The organism is Archangium gephyra, assembly GCF_049060025.1.
Lineage (GTDB): Bacteria > Myxococcota > Myxococcia > Myxococcales > Myxococcaceae > Archangium > Archangium gephyra_A.
Window position 1 is genome coordinate 6,166,941 of record NZ_JBMEQQ010000002.1, and the last position, 21,611, is coordinate 6,188,551.

Annotated in this window: 17 protein-coding genes and 1 pseudogene; 4 read left to right on the forward strand and 14 right to left on the reverse strand. The window is 70.4% G+C overall.

Annotation, left to right across the window (positions count from 1 at the left end):
* Positions 1 to 5: 5 nt before the first annotated feature.
* Positions 6 to 503, reverse strand: a complete 498-nt coding sequence (locus ACN28I_RS26700) for a hypothetical protein (protein ID WP_420944758.1) — start codon at positions 501 to 503, stop codon at positions 6 to 8.
* Positions 504 to 680: 177 nt separating this feature from the next.
* On the opposite strand from ACN28I_RS26700, the gene ACN28I_RS26705 reads away from it, so the two are divergent.
* The gene (locus ACN28I_RS26705; RefSeq protein WP_420944759.1) at positions 681 to 2,312 is read left to right on the forward strand and encodes a fumarate hydratase; all 1,632 of its coding nucleotides are present in this window, start codon (positions 681 to 683) and stop codon (positions 2,310 to 2,312) included.
* Between the two features lie 7 nt (positions 2,313 to 2,319).
* Here ACN28I_RS26705 and ACN28I_RS26710 read toward each other — a convergent pair whose 3' ends face one another.
* Positions 2,320 to 2,712, reverse strand: a complete 393-nt coding sequence (locus ACN28I_RS26710; protein WP_420944760.1) for a hypothetical protein — start codon at positions 2,710 to 2,712, stop codon at positions 2,320 to 2,322.
* Positions 2,713 to 3,493: 781 nt separating this feature from the next.
* Here ACN28I_RS26710 and ACN28I_RS26715 point away from each other — a divergent pair.
* The gene (locus ACN28I_RS26715) at positions 3,494 to 4,468 is read left to right on the forward strand and encodes a Kelch repeat-containing protein (RefSeq protein WP_420944761.1); all 975 of its coding nucleotides are present in this window, start codon (positions 3,494 to 3,496) and stop codon (positions 4,466 to 4,468) included.
* 71 nt (positions 4,469 to 4,539) lie between these two features.
* Here ACN28I_RS26715 and ACN28I_RS26720 read toward each other — a convergent pair whose 3' ends face one another.
* From ACN28I_RS26720 to hemL, 10 genes and pseudogenes are all read right to left on the reverse strand, one after another.
* On the reverse strand, positions 4,540 to 5,328 hold the full coding sequence (locus tag ACN28I_RS26720; RefSeq protein ID WP_420944762.1) for an aldo/keto reductase: 789 nt from the start codon (positions 5,326 to 5,328) through the stop codon (positions 4,540 to 4,542).
* Between the two features lie 360 nt (positions 5,329 to 5,688).
* Positions 5,689 to 6,807: an N-acetylmuramoyl-L-alanine amidase gene (locus tag ACN28I_RS26725; protein WP_420944763.1), complete on the reverse strand. Its 1,119-nt coding sequence runs from the start codon at positions 6,805 to 6,807 to the stop codon at positions 5,689 to 5,691.
* A 63-nt stretch (positions 6,808 to 6,870) separates the two neighbouring features.
* The gene (locus tag ACN28I_RS26730) at positions 6,871 to 8,802 is read right to left on the reverse strand and encodes a response regulator (protein ID WP_420944764.1); all 1,932 of its coding nucleotides are present in this window, start codon (positions 8,800 to 8,802) and stop codon (positions 6,871 to 6,873) included.
* Positions 8,803 to 8,839: 37 nt separating this feature from the next.
* The gene (locus ACN28I_RS26735) at positions 8,840 to 9,994 is read right to left on the reverse strand and encodes an ATP-binding protein (RefSeq protein ID WP_420944765.1); all 1,155 of its coding nucleotides are present in this window, start codon (positions 9,992 to 9,994) and stop codon (positions 8,840 to 8,842) included.
* 627 nt (positions 9,995 to 10,621) lie between these two features.
* A complete protein-coding gene (locus ACN28I_RS26740) occupies positions 10,622 to 11,635 on the reverse strand; it encodes an ATP-binding SpoIIE family protein phosphatase (RefSeq protein ID WP_420944766.1) in 1,014 nt (337 codons plus the stop codon).
* Entirely contained in the window at positions 11,626 to 12,006 is a 381-nt protein-coding gene (locus tag ACN28I_RS26745) for an anti-sigma regulatory factor (RefSeq protein ID WP_420944767.1), read from the reverse strand. The genes ACN28I_RS26740 and ACN28I_RS26745 overlap by 10 nt, the downstream gene beginning before the upstream one ends.
* 4 nt (positions 12,007 to 12,010) lie before the next feature.
* On the reverse strand, positions 12,011 to 12,412 hold the full coding sequence (locus tag ACN28I_RS26750) for an STAS domain-containing protein (RefSeq protein WP_420944768.1): 402 nt from the start codon (positions 12,410 to 12,412) through the stop codon (positions 12,011 to 12,013).
* A gap of 14 nt (positions 12,413 to 12,426) precedes the next feature.
* Positions 12,427 to 13,296 carry an STAS domain-containing protein gene (locus ACN28I_RS26755; protein WP_420944769.1) on the reverse strand — a complete coding sequence of 290 codons (870 nt, stop codon included), beginning with the start codon at positions 13,294 to 13,296 and terminating at the stop codon, positions 12,427 to 12,429.
* A 195-nt stretch (positions 13,297 to 13,491) separates the two neighbouring features.
* Positions 13,492 to 14,796 (reverse strand): serine/threonine-protein kinase, encoded by a 1,305-nt coding sequence (locus ACN28I_RS26760; RefSeq protein WP_420944770.1) that lies wholly within the window; start codon positions 14,794 to 14,796, stop codon positions 13,492 to 13,494.
* 73 nt (positions 14,797 to 14,869) lie between these two features.
* A pseudogene (gene hemL, locus ACN28I_RS26765) lies at positions 14,870 to 16,166 on the reverse strand (glutamate-1-semialdehyde 2,1-aminomutase).
* A 184-nt stretch (positions 16,167 to 16,350) separates the two neighbouring features.
* Here hemL and ACN28I_RS26770 point away from each other — a divergent pair.
* Positions 16,351 to 17,394: a hypothetical protein gene (locus tag ACN28I_RS26770; RefSeq protein ID WP_420944771.1), complete on the forward strand. Its 1,044-nt coding sequence runs from the start codon at positions 16,351 to 16,353 to the stop codon at positions 17,392 to 17,394.
* 3 nt (positions 17,395 to 17,397) lie between these two features.
* The gene (locus ACN28I_RS26775) at positions 17,398 to 18,528 is read left to right on the forward strand and encodes a HEAT repeat domain-containing protein (protein WP_420944772.1); all 1,131 of its coding nucleotides are present in this window, start codon (positions 17,398 to 17,400) and stop codon (positions 18,526 to 18,528) included.
* Between the two features lie 25 nt (positions 18,529 to 18,553).
* Here ACN28I_RS26775 and ACN28I_RS26780 read toward each other — a convergent pair whose 3' ends face one another.
* Positions 18,554 to 20,107, reverse strand: coding sequence for a hypothetical protein (locus ACN28I_RS26780; protein ID WP_420944773.1), 1,554 nt, complete (start codon positions 20,105 to 20,107; stop codon positions 18,554 to 18,556).
* Positions 20,085 to 21,536 (reverse strand): WD40 repeat domain-containing protein, encoded by a 1,452-nt coding sequence (locus ACN28I_RS26785; protein WP_420944774.1) that lies wholly within the window; start codon positions 21,534 to 21,536, stop codon positions 20,085 to 20,087. Before ACN28I_RS26785 ends, ACN28I_RS26780 begins: the two co-directional genes overlap by 23 nt.
* Positions 21,537 to 21,611 lie beyond the last annotated feature (75 nt).

The window sequence follows — 21,611 nt, forward strand, 5'->3', positions numbered from 1 at the left end:
CCGGCTCAGCCCGTGCCCTGGCGCGGAGCCAATCCGAAGTGCGTCCGGACGCGCTGGGCCTCCACCACGAGACCGGCCTCCGCGAGGCGCCCCGCACACCAGCCCGCGGCATCGGGCAGCGAGCGGGCGGCATGGTACGGCGCGTTCGCCTGGGAGAAGTGCAGGACGCCGCTCAGCAACAGCCGCACGACGGGCGAGGTGATGATGAGGGCGCTGCCCAGGGAGAGCGTCCGCAGCTCCTCCTTGTGCTCCTTGAGCCAGTGGATCTGCCGCTGGCGCTGCTCGCCGGTGAGCACGTTGAAGCTCGTCGTGTCGTAGATGAGCGTGTGCTTCTGATTGCGCGCCAGATAGCTCCCCCGCCTGGCCATGTACTCCTCGAACTGCTGATTCGTCGGTATGCCGGAGAAACGCAGGACGAGCAGCGGCCACAAGGAGTCATCGAAGGTGATGTTGCTCGGGGACACCATCCCCACCAGCGTGAAGGGAATCGCTGGAACAGGCAAGGGAGCCACCGTCGCTCGGCTGGACGCCCGCTCGCCGCGCCGGGTCCCCGGGCGGCTCCCCTACAATCGCTCGTCGCTCGCATGAGGGAAGGTTTTCGATGTGTTCCCGGAAGGCTCCCCGAACGGGCCCCTCTGCGCCGACAATCGGGGGAGAGCCCACCGTTGGAGAAGGCCACGATGAACGATTTCCAGTTCCAGGACATGCTGCCGCTCGGCAAGGACGAGACGCCCTACCGGCTGCTCACGAAGGACTACGTCTCCACCTTCGAGGCCGGTGGGAAGACCTTCCTCCAGGTCGCCCCCGAGGCGCTCACGCTCCTCACCCGCGAGGCCATGCGGGACATCTCCCACCTCCTGCGGCCCGGTCACCTCCACCAGCTCGCGAACATCCTCCAGGACCCCGAGGCCTCGTCCAACGACCGCTTCGTGGCGCTCGAGCTGCTCAAGAACGCCAACATCGCCGCCGGCGGCGTGCTCCCCTCCTGCCAGGACACCGGCACCGCCATCGTCATGGGCAAGAAGGGCCAGTACGTCATCACCGGCGGCGGTGACGAGGCCGCCATCTCGCGCGGCGTCTTCGACACCTACCGCACCTCCAACCTGCGCTACTCGCAGATGGCGCCGCTCGACATGTACAAGGAGGTCAACACCCACAACAACCTCCCGGCGCAGATCGAGCTCTACGCCACCGACGGCGACGCCTACAAGTTCCTCTTCATGGCCAAGGGCGGCGGCTCGGCCAACAAGAGCTACCTCTTCCAGGAGACCAAGGCGGTCCTCAATCCGCAGAGCCTCCTGACGTTCATCGAGTCCAAGATTCGCTCGCTGGGCACCGCGGCCTGCCCGCCGTACCACCTGGCCATCGTGGTGGGCGGCACCTCGGCCGAGTTCGCGCTCAAGACGGCCAAGTACGCCTCGGCCCGCTACCTGGACTCGCTGCCCACCGAGGGCAACGCGCTCGGCCGCGGCTTCCGCGACGTGGCCCTGGAGCAGGAGGTCCTCAAGCTCACCCAGCGCACCGGCATCGGCGCCCAGTTCGGCGGCAAGTACTTCTGCCATGACGTGCGCGTCATCCGCCTGCCCCGCCACGGCGCTTCCTGCCCGGTGGCCATCGCCGTCTCCTGCTCCGCCGACCGCCAGGCGCTCGGCAAGATTACGAAGGACGGCGTCTTCCTGGAGCAGCTCGAGGCCGACCCGGCGAAGTACCTGCCCGAGACGAAGGATGCGGACCTGTCGGGCGAGGTGGTGAAGATCGACCTGAACCGCCCCATGGCCGACATCCGCGCCGAGCTGTCGCGCTACCCCATCAAGACGCGCCTGTCGCTCTCGGGCCCCATGGTGGTGGCGCGCGACATCGCCCACGCGACCATCAAGGAGCGGCTGGACCGCGGCGAGGGCATGCCGCAGTACCTCAAGGACTACATGGTCTACTACGCCGGCCCGGCCAAGACGCCCGAGGGCTACGCCTCCGGCTCCTTCGGTCCGACGACGGCCGGCCGCATGGACGCCTACGTGGATCAGTTCCAGGAGCAGGGCGGCAGCTTCGTGATGCTGGCCAAGGGCAACCGCTCGCCGGCCGTCACCGCGGCCTGCAAGAAGCACGGCGGCTTCTACCTCGGCTCCATCGGCGGCCCCGCGGCGCGGCTCGCCAAGGACTGCATCAAGAAGGTGGAAGTGCTCGAGTACCCCGAGCTGGGCATGGAGGCCGTCTGGAAGATCGACGTGGTGGACTTCCCGGCCTTCATCGTCGTGGACGACAAGGGCAACGACTTCTTCGCGGACATCAACAAGCCCACGAAGAAGCCGTAAGCCCGCCTCAGTGCTTCAACCCCGCCACGTGCGGGGTGGGCATGTTCTCCAGCCCGTGCGCGAGCTGGAAGGTGTAGCGCACCCGGGGGGCCGACTTCAGGCCCCCCACCACCTTGAAGAGGAAGTAGCCGCGCTCCACGTTGTCCGGATCCGCCACCACCTGCACCTGGTGCAGGTCCGTGGTGTCCAGCACCATCTCCCCCACCAGCCGCTTGCCCAGGATGAGCTGCACCACCGGCGAGCCGTTCTCCTCCGCGAAGAGCACCCAGTGGAGCGCCTCGGCGTCGTACAGCCAGGACTCCTCCGTGCCGACGCTGAGGATGCAGTTGGTGTGATCCAGGATCCAATCCCAGAAGCGGTCGAAGGGGAGCGTCACCCCCGTCTCTGTTTCAATCGCCATGCCCTCCACATAACCCAGGACGAGGGCCCATGGGGCAGGTGAGCGCGCGCCTCCCCATTCTGGCGTCTTGGAAAGAGAGAAGAGGAATACAGGGAAAATACGGATAGACGGAGCGGGGGGAGATCCGGAATATGGCCGGTGCACAAGGAGCCCGACACATGCGCACCGTGAAACTCGCAGCCTCCCTCACCGCCGCCCTCTTGATGCAGGCCTGTGGAGCGCCTGCTCCCCAGGAGCCGTCCCCGCTCGTCACGAGCGCCGCCGCGTTGACCAGCGCGGTCTCGCACGGGTGCACCTTCACCGTCTCGTACAAGGAGGTGATGCCTCCGTTCCCGCCCGTGTACGTGCCCGTCGTCACCCGGCAGGCCTCCTCCACGTGCCCGTGGGGCGCCGCGAGTGTGGACCTCCCGGGCTCGTACTCGCCCCCTCAGCTCTCGCTGGCCGCCAATGGGCTCGGAGTCGCCGTCAGCTACACCAACAAGTACTCGCCGAGCGGCTCTTCCGGCACCTGGCTGGAGGCTCCGGCACGTGGCGCCGGACTCCCTGTCGGTGGTGCGCTCGGTGACGCTCGCGGCGCATGTCGACTACCGCCCCACCTACGTCAACGGGGAGCTGTCCATCATGACGGATGGCACCACCCTGAAGGTGCGGGGCGAGAAGGGCGGCGTCCTCCCCGGAGAGACCGGGAGCGGCTCCTACTACGTCGCGACGTTCCCGAACTTCTTCACCAGCACCACGGCCCCCACCCTCACGGCCTCGACGGCCCCCGAGCTGCACGAGCGTGGGCGCCTGGAGCGTCACCGGCGGCCTGGCCACCGCGCGCTCGGCCCACACCGCCACCCTGCTCAACGGCACCGGCGACGTGCTGGTGGTGAGCAGTACCACGGCCGAGGTGTTCAACCCCTACAGCAACGTGTCCGCGCCCACCGGTGCGCCCATCTACGAGCGCACGAAGCACACCGCCACGGCGCTCCCCTCGGGCAAGGTGCTGGTCGCGGGCGGGTGGATCGGCTCGGCGCCGCTCTACTGGCGCCGCACCGCCGAGGTGTATGACCAGGCCACCGGCACGTGGACGGCCACGAGCAACACCCTGAGCACGCCGCGCGGCAATCACACGGCGACCCTGCTCGGCTCGGGCAAGGTGCTGGTGGTGGGTGGCTACTCCACCGAGGGGGAGACGAGCACCGCGGAGCTGTATGACCCGGACACGAACACGTGGAGCCCGGCGGCCTCCGCCCCCACGGCCAGCGACAGCCACGCCGCCACCCTGCTCTACTCGGGCAAGGTGCTGGTGACGGGCGGCAAGACCTACGCGTCCGGCGCGCTCCGCAACGCGCAGGAGTACGACCCCGCCACCAACACCTGGTCGCCCGTGGCCCTCATGCCCCGGGCGCGCTCCGGCCACGTCGCCGTCCGGCTCTACTCGGGCACGGTGATGGTGCTCGGCGGCGGCCACGACGCGGTGGACTTCTATGACCCGTACAACGCCACCCCGTGGACCGCGGGCCCCTCCCTGCCCTCCGGCGCTTCGGCCCTCAGCGCGACGCTGCTCTACTCGGGCGAGGTGCTCGTCACGCACTCCGCCGGGCAGGCCTCGCTGTATGACCCGTCGACGAACGCGTGGCTGTCCGCGGGCTCGCTGACGGCGCCGCTCAACGGCCATGCCACCACGTTCCTGCACTCGGGCCAGGTGCTGGTGACGGGCGGCGTCACCTCCGGCGGCGCGGTCACCACCGCGCAGCGCTACACGCGCTGAGCCGAAGCACGCGGCACGTCACCGGGTGCCCCCGGAGCAGTGGGGGGGCACCCGCGCCGCACGAGACGCGCTCAGCGCCGCGAGGCCTGCTGCGCGCGCCACGCCTCCTGCCCCTGCGTGTCGAGCGCGCGGAAGTCCTCGTCCCCGAGCTTCACGGAGACGGCCGCGGTGTTCTCCTCCAGGTGCTTCACCTTGCCGGTCCCCGGAATCGGCAGCATCACGGGCGAGCGCTGGAGCACCCACGCGAGCGCGATCTGCGACGGCGTGGCCCCGAGCTTCTTCGCCAGCGTGTCGAGCGCCCCGCCCTCCTTCGCCAGCGGGCCACCGGCGAGCGGGTACCAGGGAATGAAGCCGATGCCGTTCTTCTCGCAGTGGTCGAGCACCGCCTCGCTCTGGCGGTTCACGAGGTTGTAGAGGTTCTGCACCGTGGCGACCTTGAAGAACTTGCCCGCGGCCTGGACCTCCTCGACCGAGACCTCGCTCAGCCCGACGTGGCGGATGAGTCCCTCGCGCTGCATCTCCGCGATGGCGCCGAACTGCTCGTCCCGCGGCACCTTCGGGTCGATGCGGTGAAGCTGCCAGAGGTCGATGCGCTCCAGCTTCAGGCGCCGGAGGCTCATCAACACGCACTGCTTGAGGTACTCGGGCCGGCCCAGAGCGGGCCAGATGTTCGGCCCGTGCCGGGTCAGCCCGCCCTTCGTGGCGATCACCAGGCCGCGTTTGTACGGGGAGAGCACCTCCGCGAGGATGTCCTCGCTCACGAAGGGGCCGTAGCTGTCCGCGGTGTCGATGAAGTTGATGCCGAGCCTCGGGAACGCGCGCCACGGTCCGGCGCGCCTCCTTCGGGTCCTCCGGGTCACCCCAGATGCCGTTGCCGGTGATGCGCATCGCACCGAACCCGAGGCGGTTCACCTCGAGGTCGCCGCCAATCCGGAAGGTACCGCTCGCCGCCGCGTTGATCGTCGTCATCCGCTCTCCTCGTGCCGACAGCACAGGGCGGACAACCTAACCGGCGCCGAGGCACCGTGCAGGGGGTTCGCACGGGCCGGTTCACGCGGTGACACGCGGCCATTTCCCCTCTCCCTTCGGGAGAGGGACGGGGTGAGGGTGTCGGGTGCACCCGGGTTGAACCCCTTGCCCACGGAGCGGGCCACGGGTTGAAGAACGGGTTCGGGCACCCTCACCCTGACCCTCTCCCGGGGGGAGAGGGGATATCAGGCTCAGATGACGGCGTCGGTGGCGCGGCGGATGCGCTCCCAGTTGAAGTTGCTCGCCGGGTCAATCTTGCGGCCCGGGGCCACGTCCTTGTGGCCCAGGATGTTCTTCATCGGGATGTCGTACGTCTTCGCCAGGTACGGCACGAGCTTCTCCAGCGCCTTGTACTGGGCCTCGGTGAAGGGCGTCTTGCCGCTGCCGTCGTTGGTGATCTCGATGCCGAGCGAGCGCGCGTTCACGCTGGGGCTGGTGGCCCCGTGCAGCTTCGACACGCCCGCGTGCCACGCCGCCATCTTGTCATCCACCAGGTGGTAGATGGTGCCGTCCTGGCCGATGAGGTAGTGCGCGCTCACGTCCGTGCCCTTCTTCGTGAGCGTCGCCAGGTCTCCCGCCTCGTTGTTGGAGGCGGTGTGGTGCAGGACGATGGCGTCGATGTCCGCCCCGCCACGCGAGCTGAAGTTGGCCGAGGGCACCCACTTCATGTCCGGCTTCTTCACACCGCCCGTGGAGGGGGGATTCGTCGGAGTCGTCGGGGTGGACGTGGGCGGCTTCTGGCCGGCGAGCGCCTTGTCCATGGCGGCCTTCGTCTTCGGGCCGTACTCACCGTCCACGCCCAGCTTCCACTGGGACTGGAACTTCTTCACCGCCGCCTCGGTCGCCGGGCCGTAGATGCCGGGGCCGGTGTTCATCTGGGCCTGCGTCATGTGGCCCAGCTTCACCAGGGCCGACTGGAGCTGCTTCACCTGGGCGCCGGTGCTGCCGCGCTCCAGGCCCGCGGGGGGCGCGGTCACGGAGGGCTTGCCCGGCGCGGGCGCGGGCTTCGCGGGAGTGAGATCCTTGAGCATCTCGGCGCGCGTCTTCGGGCCGAACACGCCGTCCGCCTTCAGCTTGTTGGCGGCCTGGTACTTCTTGAGCGAGGCCTCCGTCTGGGGGCCGAAGATGCCCGGACCGGTGTTCATCTGCGCCTGCGTCATGTGGCCCAGCTTCACCAGGGCCGACTGGAGCTGCTTCACCGCCGGTCCCGAGGCGCCCTTGGAGAGGGTGCCCGTGGGCAGGGTCGGGGCGGACGAGGCAGCGGCGAGCGGACGGGCGACGCTGGCGCGGGACGAGGAGATGGTGCTCACGGTCGACTCCAAGGGGCGGAGCCACTGAAAATCAGTGACGGCGATGGAATTGTCGCACGAGTGTCACGGAAGTTGCGTCCCCACCGGACTTCCCGGGATCTGCTCCAGCAGCCGCTCCAGGTCGTCCGGCTTGACCGGCTTCACCAGATGGAGGTTGAAACCCGCCTCCACCGCCTGCGTCCGGTGCTCGCCGCTGTAGCCCGTCAGCGCCACCAGGAAGACGTCCCGGCCGCCCTCGGACTCGCGAATCGTGCGCGCCACCTGGAAGCCATCCATCCCCGGCAGCCCCAGGTCCACCAGGGCCACGTGCGGCCGCAACACGGGGAAGAGTTGCACCCCCTTGAAGCCATCCTCCGCCACCTCCACCTGGTGCCCCCACATCTCCAGCAGCTCGCGCAGCACCTCGCGCGTGTCCTCGTTGTCCTCCACCAGCAGCACCCGGCGCACCGAGGGCTCCTCGTGGCTCACCAGCCGCTTCTCCGGTGCGGGCGCGGGCATGGCCTGCGCGGCGTCCAGGGGCAGGCGCACCACCAGCTCGCTGCCCTGGCCCTCGCCCTCGCTGTGCGCCCTCACCTCGCCCCCGTGCAGCTCCACCAGGCGCCGCACCAGCGTCAGCCCGATGCCCAGTCCGCCCGAGGAGCGCGCCAGTTGCTGCTGCGCCTGGACGAAGAGATCGAACACCCGCGCCTGCAGCTCCGGGCTCATGCCAATGCCCGAGTCCCGCACGCGCAGCACCGCCTGGCGCTCCTGCCCGCGCCCCTCCACCGTCACCCCGACGAAGACGCGGCCTCCGGACTCGGTGTACTTGCGCGCGTTGTCCAGCAGGTTGGACACCACCTGCTCCAGCCGCGTGGCGTCTCCATCCAGCCACAGGCTCTCCGTGGCGGGCAGCGCCACCTCCAGGCGCAGCCCCTTCTCCTCGAGGGCCCGCCGGCGCGCCTCCACGCTGTGCTGCACCACCTGCCGCAGGTCCACCGGCCCCCGCCGCAGCTCGATGTGGCCGCGGTTGAAGCGCGAGACGTCCAGCAGGTCATCCACCATGCGCGCCAGGTGCTGGCTCTGCCGCATCATCACCCGCATGGACTTGGACTCCGCGCCGTCCGGCTGCGTGGCCGCCTCCAGGTGCAGGGCGTTGACGATGGCGGCCAGGGGGTTGCGCAGCTCGTGCGCCAGCATGGCCAGGAACTCGTCCTTGCGCCGGTCCGCCTCCGCCAGGTCCGCCGCCCGCTGCCGCAGCGCGTCCTCCAGCTCGCGCCGGGAGGTGATGTCCGTGAGGATGCGCACCGCCCCCACCACCGTGCCCGCCGCGCCCTCCACCGGGTTGGCCGCCACGCGGTACCAGCGGCCTCCCAGGCTCACCTCGGTCTCCTCCCGGCAGGACAGCACCGCGCCGCAGCTCGGCGGCAGCTCGGCCTCCGTCCCCGCCGCCGCCCGCATCAGCGCCTCGAAGGGCCGCCTCAGCACCTGCTCCCCGGAGAGCCCGAGCAACGCCAGCAGGGCCTGGTTGGCGCGCATCACCCGCCCGTCCCCATCCAGCAGACACACCCCGTCCCCCAGCGCGTCGAAGGTGCTCTTCCACTGCACCGCCGCCGCGCGCGCCTCCTCCTCCGCCTGGCGCATGCGCAGCAGCGAGCGCACCGTGGCCAGCAGCTCCGAGGCGTCCACCGGCTGCGCCAGGTAGCCGTCCGCGCCGCTCTCCAGCCCCTCCACCTTGTTCTCCGGGCGGATGTAGTTGGCCGACAGGTGCAGCACGGCGATGCCCGCCGTGCGCGGCTCCGCCTTCAGCCGCCGGCACACCTCGATGCCATTGAGGTCCGGCAGCTTCACGTCGAGGATGATGAGGTCCGGCAGCACCTCGGCGGCCAGCCGCAGCGCCTCGGCCCCGGTGCCCCCCTCGCGTACCTGGAAGCCCGCCGCCCGCAGCATGCGCGTGACGACATAGCGGTTGGCTTCGTTATCGTTGATGTTGAGGAGGATGGTTTCCCTATGAGACACGTCGGTCTCCTCAAAGACTCGTGGGTGGGGGCTGGGATCAGCGCTGGGCGGAGCCCCCTCCAGACCCGTGGCCGGGGCTGGAGAGTGCCCGCTGGAGGAGCTCGAGCGCCATATCCCGGGTGAGCCCGCTCTTGGAGAGGATGCCCACCGCATCCGAGAGGAGGCGCCCGCGCTCCTGCTCGGTCAGCGAGCGGCTGGTATGGATGATGACGGGGATGTGCCGGGTGGCGGACTCGCGCCTCAGCGCCTCCAGCACCTCGAAACCGTCCATCCCGGGCAGTGACAGGTCCAAGAGGATGGCCGAGGGCCGGACCTCAGCCGCCAGACGCACCCCCTCGGGACCCGTCGCGGCCTCGCGGAACTGGAGCGTGGCGTCGGCGAGCAGCCGCTGAAGGAGGTACCGGGCGACCTCGTCGTCGTCGATGATGAGAACGGTTCGGGCATGAGGCGTATCCTGCTCCAACGACTGGGAGGCCCCGCCCTGTTCCCCCATCGCCCCGGGCCGCTGGGTGTAGTCCCGGGACACGGCCGCATGGAAGGTACTGCCCTGGCCCTGCAGGCTGTCCACGGTGAGCGAGCCGCCGAGCAGCTCCGCCAGCCGCCGCGACAGCGGCAGCCCCAGGCCCGTGCCCTTGATGCCTTGCTGGTGGGGGCCTTCCACCTGGACGAATTCCTCGAAGATGCGCTCCTGGTCCTCGGGGGCGATGCCCACGCCGGAGTCACGCACCGAGAACACCACCGTGTCCCGGGGGCCCGGCGCCGCCGACACCCGCACCTCGCCCTGGCGGGTGAACTTGAGCGCGTTGGAGACGAGGTTGCGAAGAATCTGCGACAGCTTGCGCTCGTCGGTGTGCAGCTCCGGCAGCCCCTGCGGCTCATCGAAGACGAGCGAGACGCCCTCGTTCACGCGCAGCGGCCGGAGCATCCCGCGCAGCGCGCCGAACAGGTCCGCCACGGTGAAGTTCGTGCACAGCACCTCGGAGCGGCCGGATTCAATCTTGGCCAGGTCGAGCAGATCGTCGATGAGATCCTGGAGGGCCTCGCCGGACTTGCGGATGAAGAGGAGCTGTTTCTCCTGCTCGGCGTTGAGCGGCCCGTCGATGCGGTCCAGCATCAGGCGCGAGAGGTTGAGCACGGAGCTGATGGGCGTGCGCAGCTCGTGGCTGACGTTGGAGATGAAGCGCGTCTTCATGTCCGAGGCACGGCGCAGCGCCTCGGCCTTCTCCTCGAGCCTCGGCGTAGAGGGCCACCACGCCGCGGTTGGTCTCCTCCAGCTCGCGGTTGAGGCGATCCACCTCGGCCTTGCGCGCCTGCAGCTCGTCGAGGATGCGCAGCAGGTCCGCGTTCTGCTTCTGCAGCTCGTCGGCGGCACTGGAGCGCCGCTGCCGCTCCAGCTCGTCCTTCAGCGACTCCAGGGCCTGGGGCATGGGGGTGAGCTGGGGCAGGCGTTGGACCAGCTCCAGGAGGAGCCAGCCGTCCCCGTCCTTGCGCAGGGCCACCCGGTCCATCAGCCGCTGCGCCGGAGCGAGCGCGGGCCCCGGCCGGAGCGTCTCCGGCGTGCTGCCCACGACGAGCCCCTCGTTGGACGCCGAGGCCCGCACGCGCACCAGCAGGGAGGGCACGGGCACCTCCTCCAGCAGGAACTCGATGTGGCCGTTGGCGTGGGAGGCCGCGAGCCGCGCCACCTCGGAGATGGCGGTGGCGATGCGCACCTGGTCCTGGCCATCGAAGCCCAGGGACTGGGCGATGTGCCGCCCCCGCTGCCGGGTGTTCACCACATCCTGTCCGGTGCGCAGCTCGGACTGGAAGAGAGAGGAGCTCAACGTGGTTCTCCGCGGGGCACCTCGCGTGCCACCAGCACCGTCGCGTCGTCGCGGCCCCGGACGAAGTCCCGGTACAGCACCCCGGCCACCAGACTGGGATGGCGGGCGAGCAGCCCCGGGTAGGGGTCCAACCGCCACTGGGTGGCCAGTCCGTCCGAGCACATCACCAGGGTGTCCCCCGCGCTCCACGGGTAGCTGAACTGCTGCATGCGGGGCGCCTGGTGCCCCAGGGTGCCATTCATGGACACCAGCCGCTGGACGGCGCCGGCCGGCGACACCACGGCGCCGGAGATGTTGCCCACCCCCGCGTAGTGAAGCTGAGCGCCCTCCACCGAGGCGAAGGACACGGCCGCGCCCCGGGTGCTGCGCAGCTCCTGGTGCGCGCCGCGCAGCAGCTCCACCAGTCCGTTGGAGCCCTGCTCCAGGAAGGATACCACCGCCGCGCGCGAGGCCCGGGCCGCCTCGGGCCCATGGCCCAGCCCATCCGCGACGAGGAAGATGCAGCGGTCGGCCTTGTGGTCCACCGCCCAGGAATCCCCGCACACCTCCTCGCCCGTCATGGGCACACACACCGCGCCCACCGTCATCTGGGAAGCAGGGGGCGGCTTGTCCGCCCACACCTGGACCACCACCGCCGTGCCCACCCCCGGCAGGGAGTGGATGTCGAAGAGGTCGGACATCCGCCGCATGGCGCCCAGCCCCACGCCGCTGGTGCCTCCGGTGGAGAAGCCGTCGCGCAGGCAGCGGTCCACGTCCGCCATGCCCGGGCCCTTGTCCAGCGCGAGCATCTCCACGCCGACGTGCGGGCCCGCATGGAGCGCGCGCAGGAGGATGAGCCCGTCACGCGCGTGGGCGACCAGGTTCTTGGCCGCCTCGCTCACCACGAGGGCCACCTTGCCCTGGGCCTCCTCCTTGAACCCCAGGCGAGCGGCCAGGGAGGCCGCCATCCGGCGCGCATGGCCCGCCTGGCTGCTCTCCGTCACCGCAATCGCCGTGGAGCTCACTTCCATCGTGTCACCGTGACCCGTGTTCCCTCCCCTACCTTGGAGACGATGTCGAACTCGTTCACGAGCCGCCGGGCGCCCCCCAGCCCGAGCCCCATGCCGCCGCCCGAGGTGTACCCGTCGCGCAGCGCCAGATCGATGTCCGGAATACCCGGGCCCTGGTCCTCGAAGGACAGGCGCAGTCCCTTGCGCAAGCCCTCCTGGAGGAGCTGGAGGGTGACGTTTCCACCCTTGCCGTAGTCCAGGGTGTTGCGCGCCAGCTCACTGGCGGCCGTCACCATCTTCGTCTGCTCCACGAGGCTGAACTTCAGCTCGGCGGCCCACGTGCGCACGGCCTGGCGCACCAGCACCAGGTCCTGCGCCGAGCGGATGGGCATCACCTCAGTCCTCAAAACTTGCATCCGCGACCTCGGGCACGTCCTCGTCGGCCTCCATGGAGGCTCGCAGCAGCGCCATGCCCTTCTCGACATTGAGCGCCGTGCGGATTCCAGGCAGGGACATGCCCAGCTCCACCAGGGTGATGGCCACCGCGGGCTGCATGCCCACCACCACCGTCTGCGCGTCCAGCACGCGCGACATGGTGGCGATGTTGCCGAGAATGCGGCCGATGAAGGAGTCCACCACCTCCAGCGAGGAGATGTCGATGAGCACCCCGCCAGCGCTGGTCTCGACGATCTTCGCGGTCAGGTCGTCCTGCAGGGTCACCGCGAGCTGGTCATGCATGTCCACCTGGATGGTGACCAGCAGAACCCGCCCCATGCGGAGGATGGGAATGCGCTCCATTCGAATGGCTCCGGCTAGGCCTTGCCCGGTACACGCTGGCCCGGTGCGGAGATGCTCTGGTTGAGGCGCTTGAGGGCCCAGTTGAAGGCCCCGGCCACGCTGGACTTGGTCACCACGCCGGCCAGGTCCACGCCCAGGTGGACGATGGTCTGGGCAATCTGCGGACGGATGCCGCTGATGACGCACTCGGCGCCCATCAGCCGGGTGGCCGTCACCGTCTTGATGAGGTGCTGGGCGGTGAGGGTGTCCACGGTGGGCACGCCGGTGATGTCGATGATGGCGATCTCCGCGCCCGTCTCCACGATCCGCTGCAGCAGCGTCTCCATCACCGTCTGGGTGCGGCCGCTGTCCAGCGTGCCGATGAGCGGCAGGCAGACGATGCGGTCCCACAACTGCACCACGGGCGTGGACAGCTCCATCATCTCCTGCTGCTGGCGCATGATGACTTCCTCGCGCGCCCGCTGGTGCACCTCGGTGGTGTACAGGCCCAGCTTGTCCAGCAACTGGGAGCCGCCCCACATCTCCTCGGCCACCACCCCCGGCTGGCTGGCGTACTCGCTGCGCAGCTTGTCGAACAGGGGCTGCTTGAAGCTGAAGATGAAGGTGGCCGTCTCCGCGGGGGAGAAGCCCTGCAGGCTGCGCGAGCGCGACAGCCGATCCAGCATCTCCCGGGCCGGGGTGAACGTGGACGAGGTGATGTCGGCCAGGTTGCCCTGCTCCGTGGCCTGCGTCAGCAGCCGGAGGAACTCGGCGCACTGCTCGCGCAGCTCCGCCTCCTTCATCAGCGCGTCACGGCGCACCCCACCGGCCGTCATGGCGCTGAGCCACTCGGTGAGCAGCTCGGATGGATATTTCTTGAGAATCTCGTGGATACGAGTGGTCAACGAACGCCTCCTAGGGTCCGGCCTCTACCACACAGGGTTGGCGCACTCGTCAGCCACCCTCCGCCGTCGGTACAAGATCGTGACAAGTGTTCACTCGTCGATAGCACGCGGGAGGATGGGGAAATTCCCGTACGGGTTTCCCGGCACGTGGCGTGAAGGCCCCTGGCTGACAGCGGGGAGAAGATGGGCTGGGCCTCAGCGCAGCAGCCACACCAGCAGGAAGCCCAGGGCGAGCGCGGCGAGGAACAGCCCGGCGGCGAGCCACTTCCTCGAGGACGGCACGGACGCTCCCGTGGAGATGGAACCCTCGGCCTCTCCGCCCTCCTCTCCGCCCTCCTCGATGGCGCGCACCAGCCCGGACTCCTCCCCCGGCTGCTCCACGTCGAAGGCCACCCGCACCTCGCGCGAGCGCGGCGTCTGGGCCTGGGCCCCGGGGGCCTCCGGCTGGGTCTTCGGCTGAGGCTGGGACTCCTCCACGATCTCCACCTCGGCGGAGGGGACGAAGTCGGCGGGGGCATCCAGCGCCCGGTGCTCGAAGGCCAGCGCGGTGGGGGGCGCGAGGGAGGACAGCTCCTTCTCGGGGATGGGGCGCTGGGGAGAATCGCGCCGCAGCAACTCCGCGAGCACGCCGTCCTCCACCCCCTTCTCCTTGGCGAAGGCCTCGGCCATGAGCCGCGCCAGGTCCGCGTCCCCCACGCCGGGCGCGAACTGCTCGCGCAGCCGCCGCAGCGCGGCCCCGAACGCCGCGGCATCCGGGAAGCGCTCCTCGGGCGTGGTGGCCAGCGCCTTCAACACCGCCGCGTCCACCTCGGGCGGCAACCCCGGGCGGTGACGGCCCGGCGGCTCCCACTGGGGGTAGGCCGCGCGCTTCCACCGCTCGACGACATCCCCCTTCTGCGCCAGCGGACGCCAGGCGAGCAATTCCCAGAGCACCACGCCCGTGGCGTACACGTCCGCCCGCCGGTCCACGCGCAGCTTGCGGGCCTGCTCCGGCGCCATGTACGAGATGCTGCCCATCACCACGCTGGGCGCCGTCTGCGCCTCCTTCAACGTGGACTGCGCCGCGCCGAAGTCGATGATTTTGACCTCGCCCCCGTAGGAGATGCACACGTTGGCCGGAGAGAGGTCGCGGTGCACCAGGTGCAGCGGCTGGCCCTGCTCATCCGTCGCGTCGTGCGCGTAGGCGAGGCCCTCGCACATCCGCTCGCCGATGAGCAGCACCAGGCCCAGGGGGAGCGTCTGCCCGCGGTTGCGCAACCGCCAGGCGAGCCGGTTGAGCGTCTTGCCCGCCACGTACTCCATGGCGAGGTAGAGCGCCCCGGCCACCTCGCCCATGGCCCACACGCGGGCGATGTTGGGATGGGACAGCCGCAGCACCACCCGCGCCTCGTCCCGGAAGCGGGCGAGGAACTGCGCGTTGCCCGCCAGGGCCGGCAGCACCTTCTTCACCACGCAGGCGCGGCCCGGCTCCTCCTCGCGCGCGAGGAACACCTCTCCCATCCCCCCATACCCGATGCGCCGCACCAGGGTATAGGGGCCGAAGGGGATGGGCCCCGGGCTTACCGCCGCTGGCTCAGGCGCCCTGGCCAAGCGCGCGGAAGGCCTTGCGAGCAGCCCGGAGGATGTGCGCCACCTCGGGCTCGTTGATGGACAGCGACAGGAAGGCCGCCTCGAACTGGCTGGGCGGCAGGTACACGCCCTCCTCCAACATCTGGTGGAAGAAGCGGCCGTAGCGCGCCGTGTCGCTCTTCTTCGCGCTCGCGTAGTCGAACACCGGCCCCTCGGTGAAGAAGACGGTGAACATGCTGCCCACGCGGTTGATGGTGACGGGAATCTTGTGCTCCTCCGCCTCCGCGCGCAGGCCCGCCTCGATTTCCCGGCCGACGAAGTCCAGGCGCTCGTAGACGCCCGGCGCGCGCAGCGCCTGGAGGCTCGCGATGCCCGCGGCCACCGCCACCGGATTCCCCGACAGCGTGCCCGACTGGTACACCGGGCCCTCGGGAGCAATCTTGGACATGATGTCGCGCCGGCCGCCGTAGGCCGCCAGCGGCATGCCGCCGCCCACCACCTTGCCGAAGGTGCTCAGGTCCGGACGCAGGCCGTACACCTCCTGCGCACCGCCGCGGGCCAGCCGGAAGCCCGTCATCACCTCGTCCAGGATGAAGAGCACCCCGTGCGCGCGGCACAGCGCCTGGAGGTTCTGCAGGTAGCCCTCCTCGGGGATGAGCACGCCCATGTTGCCCACCACCGGCTCGATGATGGCGCAGGCGATGTCCTTGGCCCGCTTGGAGAAGAGCTGCTCCACCGCGCCCAGGTCGTTGTACGGCGCCGTCAGCGTGAGGCCCGCGACTTCCTTGGGCACGCCCGGCGAGTCCGGCAGCCCGAGCGTCTCCACGCCGCTGCCCGCCTTCACCAGGAAGGGGTCGCCCGCGCCGTGGAAGCAGCCCTCGAACTTGAGGATGTGGTCGCGGCCCGTGTAGCCGCGCGCCAGCCGGATGGCCGCCACCGTGGCCTCCGTGCCGCTGGAGACGAGCCGCACCTTCTCCACGCTCGGCACCGTGGCGCAGATGCAGCTCGGCGAACTGCACCTCCATGTCCGTGGGCGCACCAAAGGTGGTGCCGCGCCGCGCCGCCTCGGTGATGGCCGCCACCACGGGCGGATAGGCATGGCCCAGGATGAGCGGGCCCCAGCTCCCCACCAGGTCCACGTACCGGTTGTCGTCCACATCCGTCAGCCACGCGCCCGCGCCTTCCTTGAAGAAGACGGGCTCACCGCCGACACCCCGGAAGGCGCGCACCGGGGAGTTCACACCTCCCGGAATTCGCTCCTGCGCTCGGGAGAAGAGGGCCTTGCTCTGCGTGTGGTTCATGAGGGCTCCATAGCACGCGGCCTGTGCAGCTTGATTTCCACCATGCGTTCCTCTACATGGCGCCGCAAATTCCAGGTTTTGCTGGTTTTTTGAGGGTGGGAGAAAAAACCCCGGCAGCGGTTTTATACGCTCTCGGGTCCGGATGCACACCCCGCCCCCCGGGAGTCACGTGAAGGCCTCGCCCATGTATTCGTCCCTCACCCGGTGCTGGCGCCTGGGTGCGCTCCTCGCCACGCTCGGAACCGCTTCGGCCTTCGCCGCCGACGAGCGGCCCATCGCCGGGCCCCGGTTGCCCCCGCTCACGTGCTACGCGGGCTACCTGAAGCGCGAGGCCCCGCATGGGCTCGAGGGGGTGCGCGCCGCCCTCCGTCAGGCCCTTGCCCGGAATGATCAGGCCGCGCTGCTCTTCCTGGAGCAGCGGCTCGCCGAGGTCATCGGCGAGGACGCCCAGGCGGCGCTCCAGGTGATTGAATGGGCCCACACCACGCAGGAGCCCGAGATGTCGCTCTACCTGCGCGCGGTGCGGGAGACGGAGGCCGTGCGCTCGCCCGCGGTGGTGGACAGGCTCGCCACCCTGGCCGAGAAACACCCGGACCCCGGCCACCAGGTCAGCGCCCTCATCGCCCTGGAGACGCAGCACCGCCTCGAGCCCGCGATGCTGGAGCGCCTCACCGCGCTGGCCCGGAAGGACTCGCCCGCCATCGGCGTGACCAGGCACGCGGTGCGCGCCATCGGCCGGGTGATGGACAACGACTTCCGGCGCACCGGCCGCATCGAGCCGTACATGGGCAGGCTGCTGGAGGTGGCGCTCGACTCCGCCGAGCCCGGCGTGCGCGGCCTCGCCCTCGAGATGGGCACCTACCCGGACGCCCGCATCGACGGACCGTCGCTCCAGCAGGTGGTGAAGCTCCAGCGCGAGGATCCGGACCCCGACGTGCGGGAAATGGCCGCGCTGGTGATGTCCGCGGGGCGGGACACGCGGGCCGTGCTCGAGGCCTTCGGCCAGTCCTTCCCCCGGGAGAAGAACGAGTGCGTGCGCTGGGCCATCGTCCGCTACGCGGTGCGGGCCGCGGGCGCCGGGGCCCTGCCGCTGCTGAAGGACTTCGCGAAACAGGATGCGCGCTTCCAGCGGGACTACACCGAGTTCAAGGCGCTGTACGACGCGGGCCACGCCGACTTCGACCGGGTCTTCCTCGGCAAGGCCAACCACCACCGCTGCGGGGGATAGGCGATGAGCACGGGAGCGACGAAGAAGTGGGTGGGTGTTGGCGCGGGGCTGATCGCCGTGCTCGCGGGGCTGATGGTGTGGCTGGGCAGGGCGGACAAGCCCTCCGGTGAGGTGCCCACGCCCGTGGCCTCGGACGGCGTGAGCACGGAGGGCGGGCAGAAGGCACCACCGGCGCCGGCTCCGAGCCCCGTCGCGAAGAGTCCCCCTCCCGAGGACATGCTGCGGGAGGTGCCGTGTGAGCTGGACTCGCTGGTGGAGGAGTACCGCCAGGGCAAGGGCTCGCCGGCGTGGCGGCGCTATGTGATGGAGCAGCTGCGCGGCATCCTGGAGCGCCTGCCGCCCGAGCAGTTGTGGGCGAAGGTGGAGGCGGAGCGGGAGCCGGAGGTGCTGGAGGCGCTCTCCTCCCTGTGGGTGATGCGCTTCAACCTGACGGGGGACAGGGCCGTGCTGGAGCGGGTGCTGGAGAAGGCGGGGCGCGAGACGGAGCCGGTGCACAAGGCGGTGCTGGTGCGCTCGCTGAGGGCCTCGGACGAGCCGTCGAGCGAGGTGCTGGCCAGGGCGGAGACCACGCGTCAGGCCTATCGCCAGTGGGTGAAGGACCCGGCGCCCGAGGTGCGCGAGGCGGTGGTGGGCAACCTGACGGAGGAGGCCCAGCGCGGCTTCGGGCGCATCCAGGGCGTGGCGGAGCAGGCGGTGGCGCTCGCGTCGGAGGCGGGCGATCCAAAGACGGCGGCGGGGCTGCTAAGCGCGTCCTCCATCGAAGCGGCGCGGCCACCGGCAGTGGACTCCGTGAGGCGGCTGTTCCGGGAGTCCGAGCACCCCGAGGTGCGCGCCGCGGCGGCGAAGGCACTCGGCACGGTGGCGGCCCCGGAGCGCGAGCGGACGATGAAGGCGCTGACGGAGCGCTTCGCCACGGAGGGCTCGCGCGAGGTGCGCGGTGCCATCCTGGAGAGCATCGCGCGGCTCGGGCTCTCGGGCGCGGTGCCGGTGCTTCAGAAGCTCGAGGGCGTGGACCCGGCGATGGACGGGGAGATCGACACCTGGCTCACGCTGCTGGCCTCGCAGCCGCAGACATGGAACCTGCTGCTGCGCGACAAGCAGGCGCTGGAGCATGGCCGGGGCCAGAAGGGCTGAGCCCCGAGCCGGGTGGAGGGGCTCCCTACCTGGAGAACCGGAGCCCGTACTGGCGGGTCTTCGGGTGGAAGTAAGCGCTCAGCCGCGTCCCATCCCAGAAGAGGAGCACGTCGCCCTTCAGCCGCAGCCACGTGCCCTTCGGAGTGCTCGCGGTCTCCTCCACCGCATTGCCCACCTGCAGCCAGGCGGGGATGGACCGGCGCGGCATCGCGAGGAACCGGCCCTGGTGGTCCACCCACCGCGGCAGCTCGTACCCTGGAAGCTTGGGAGCGGGCCCCGTGTCCGGCTCGCCCACGAGCCCGGCGCTCCCCGGTGTGCGGAGCCGCTCCTCGAGCGTCTGCCGCTTCAACACCTCGCCCGTCCTCGCATCCAGCTCCACCCAGTACGCGGCCGTGGAGCTCTCCGCGAGCAGCAGCACGCGGCCCTGACGAAGCCAGGAGCTCCGGAGTTGGAGCTCTCGCACCTGCGCGAGGAGCGCGTCCTCCTCGAACCGCTTGCCCTCGCGGAACCGGAAGCCCGGCACGGAGACGCCGCTCGTGGCGTAGGCCGCGGGACGGCTCCCGGGGAACAGGAAGCCGTCCGGTAGCGGAACCAGCGGCCTCGGCTCCCCACTGCTCGGATGCTCCGTCACCTCCAGGCCCGGGCCCGGGCCCGCGATGGCGAACTGCACCAGGTACTGCACCGGCCGCTGGGCGTCGAAGAAGCCACGCAGCACCACCGCCCGGCCTCCGGGGAGCGCCAGGAAGTCGAACATGGTCCCCGCGCCTCCCGGCAGCGTGTGCACCGTCCACCGGCCGTCCGCCTCGCGGTGCGCGAGCGCTTCCTTGCCCAGGGCCCAGAGGGAACCGTCGTCCGGCGCGGTGGCCAGCCGGTACCAGCCACCGGACTCGGGAAGCGGCTCCAGTCGCTCGGCCTCCGGACTCACCGGCCCGAGGCGCCACAGCGTGAAGGGGCCCGAGGGCGCGGAGTACGGATCCTCCTGCTCCCGGGCCATCACGTAGACGGAGCCGTCCCGCGTGGGGGCGATCGCCTCGTAGTGGAGCGGCACTCCCGCGAGGCTCACCTCGGTGAGGCCGCCGGCCTCCATCACCGCGGGCGGCGGAGGAACTTCGGGAAAGAGCGGCAGGGGCATCTCCCGGGGCGAGCACCACACCTGGGCGGGACCCGAGGGACGGCGGAACGAGCCGAACGGCGTGCCCTCCTCCCGGGCCACGCTGGCGATGAGGAAGCGTTCTCCGGAGGGGAGCACGTCGGCGAACGACTCACGGCGCAGCGGCCAGCGCCGCGAGTCCACGGTGATGAACGAGAGAAAGCCCAACTCCCGCTCTCCGGGCCCGACGAGCGAGACATGGTCGTAGAACTCCTCGCCGCTGGCGGGCTTCACCCGGACGGAGAACCCACCTCCCGAGTAGACGCGGATGTTTGCCTCGTCCGGAGCCTCGCTGGCACGTCCGGATTCCACGCCGGCGGCACGGGTGGGCAGCCCCTCGACGCTCAGCGGCTCACGTCCGGTGTAGAGCACCCCGCCGGCGCCGAAGCGGACCTGCCCGTCCAAGTCATCCCGCGTGAAGGCACGCATGCCCAGGGGCTCCAGCCCGGGCAGGCGCCACGTGCCAATGGAGCCCGGGACCGTCGATGAACCCTGACCCGAGCGCATGGGATACGAGAGGGCGACCAGAGTCCGCCGGTCCGGCGAGACGAGCAGCTCCACGTGCCGGGGTCGATGGAACACGTCGAGGCTCGGCCAACAGCGCCTCCGCGTCCTCTCCTTCCAGCTCCTCCGTCCGCTTCAGCAGCCGCTCGAACGCCGCCCGGTCGCGCTCGCAGGGGCGCTGCGTGGCACAGAAGCTCCGCAGCACCTCTCCGGAGCGGGAGGAGACGAGCTCGGCGGTCCCATCCTCGCGCGTGGCGAGCCACTGGTCCGCGTCGAGCCGCACCGCGCTCGCGTAGGGCCCCGGCTTCTCGACGAGCACGCGCTGCTCCAACATGTCCCAGACGCGCAGCGTCCCCTCGGAGAGCAGGGCCACACGCCGCGCATCCAGCAGAGCCGCCATGGCCAGTCCCCCGACGCCCAGGGCGGGCATCCGGAGGACATGGGTGCCCGTCGCGAGGTCGAAGAGGCCCAGCTCATGGTCCCGGGTGAGCCACGCGACCCGCGAGCCGTCCCCGACCCGCAGCAACCGCCGCACGAACCGCGTGCGAGGCTCGGCCTCCCCCTGGACCTGCTCCGGAGGCAGGAAGGCCACCTCCCGCACCACGTTCAGCTCCCGGTCGAGCACGCGCAACTGGCCCGCCGCCGTCACGCCCAGGAAGCCCTCCGCATCGGCCGACAGGGAGACATACGGCGGGCAGTTCTCGCATGGGACGCGCTTCACGATGCGCTGACCCGGGATGTCCAGCAGCGAGAGCGCGCCCTTCGTCTCACCGATGAGCATCCGCTGGCGCGGGGCGTCCAGGGCGACCGCGAGCGGGAACATCTGCTTCTGCGTCATCTCCCGGATGAGCTCGGGATCCTTCATCACGTCCGTGAGAGGCGGGAGGGCCTCCTTCATCAAGGAACCCAGGCGGACCCCGGAGCCGGTGATGAGCGCCATGTCGGCCTCCTCCCGCTCGTGCTTCAACACCCGCACGTCCGGCAGACGCTCGGCCTTCCAGGTGGTGGTGTCGAAGGCGTAGCGCTGGCCGTCGAAGGTCTGGGCGGTCAGCGTGCGGCCATCCGGGGACAGGGAGGCCGATGCCCAGCCATCCACCTGCGGCAACAGGTAGCGCTGCACCTTCAGGGTGGAGACATCCCGCAGGGCGAGGAAGCCCCGGTCCACCACGAGCAGCGAGCGGCCCTCGGGAGTGAGCACCAGGTCCAGGGGGAGGTAGCTGGGAGCGAAGAGCAGCTCCCCGGGAGTACAGGCCGGCACCTCGGAGCCGGCCTGGGCGCGACCCGTCGAGGAGGGCGTGCCGGCACAACCGAGCACCACCAGACAGAGACAATACCGGAGCAGACGAAGCGGCATGGAGTCACCACTCTATCCGCCCCTCGGATGAACCATGCCCCGGAGAAGTCCCCTCTCCTCCTGGGAGAGGGTTAG

Bases quoted from the DNA above. Each gene is read 5' to 3' on its own strand.
- ACN28I_RS26705 (WP_420944759.1), top strand. From the start codon at position 681: ATGAACGATTTCCAGTTCCAGGACATGCTGCCGCTCGGCAAGGACGAG.
- ACN28I_RS26710 (WP_420944760.1), bottom strand. From the start codon at position 2,712: ATGGCGATTGAAACAGAGACGGGGGTGACGCTCCCCTTCGACCGCTTC.
- ACN28I_RS26735 (WP_420944765.1), bottom strand. From the start codon at position 9,994: ATGAAGACGCGCTTCATCTCCAACGTCAGCCACGAGCTGCGCACGCCC.
- ACN28I_RS26740 (WP_420944766.1), bottom strand. From the start codon at position 11,635: ATGGAAGTGAGCTCCACGGCGATTGCGGTGACGGAGAGCAGCCAGGCG.
- ACN28I_RS26745 (WP_420944767.1), bottom strand. From the start codon at position 12,006: ATGCCCATCCGCTCGGCGCAGGACCTGGTGCTGGTGCGCCAGGCCGTG.
- ACN28I_RS26750 (WP_420944768.1), bottom strand. From the start codon at position 12,412: ATGGAGCGCATTCCCATCCTCCGCATGGGGCGGGTTCTGCTGGTCACC.
- ACN28I_RS26760 (WP_420944770.1), bottom strand. From the start codon at position 14,796: ATGGGAGAGGTGTTCCTCGCGCGCGAGGAGGAGCCGGGCCGCGCCTGC.
- ACN28I_RS26770 (WP_420944771.1), top strand. From the start codon at position 16,351: ATGTATTCGTCCCTCACCCGGTGCTGGCGCCTGGGTGCGCTCCTCGCC.
- ACN28I_RS26775 (WP_420944772.1), top strand. From the start codon at position 17,398: ATGAGCACGGGAGCGACGAAGAAGTGGGTGGGTGTTGGCGCGGGGCTG.
- ACN28I_RS26780 (WP_420944773.1), bottom strand. From the start codon at position 20,107: ATGCGTGCCTTCACGCGGGATGACTTGGACGGGCAGGTCCGCTTCGGC.
- ACN28I_RS26785 (WP_420944774.1), bottom strand. From the start codon at position 21,536: ATGCCGCTTCGTCTGCTCCGGTATTGTCTCTGTCTGGTGGTGCTCGGT.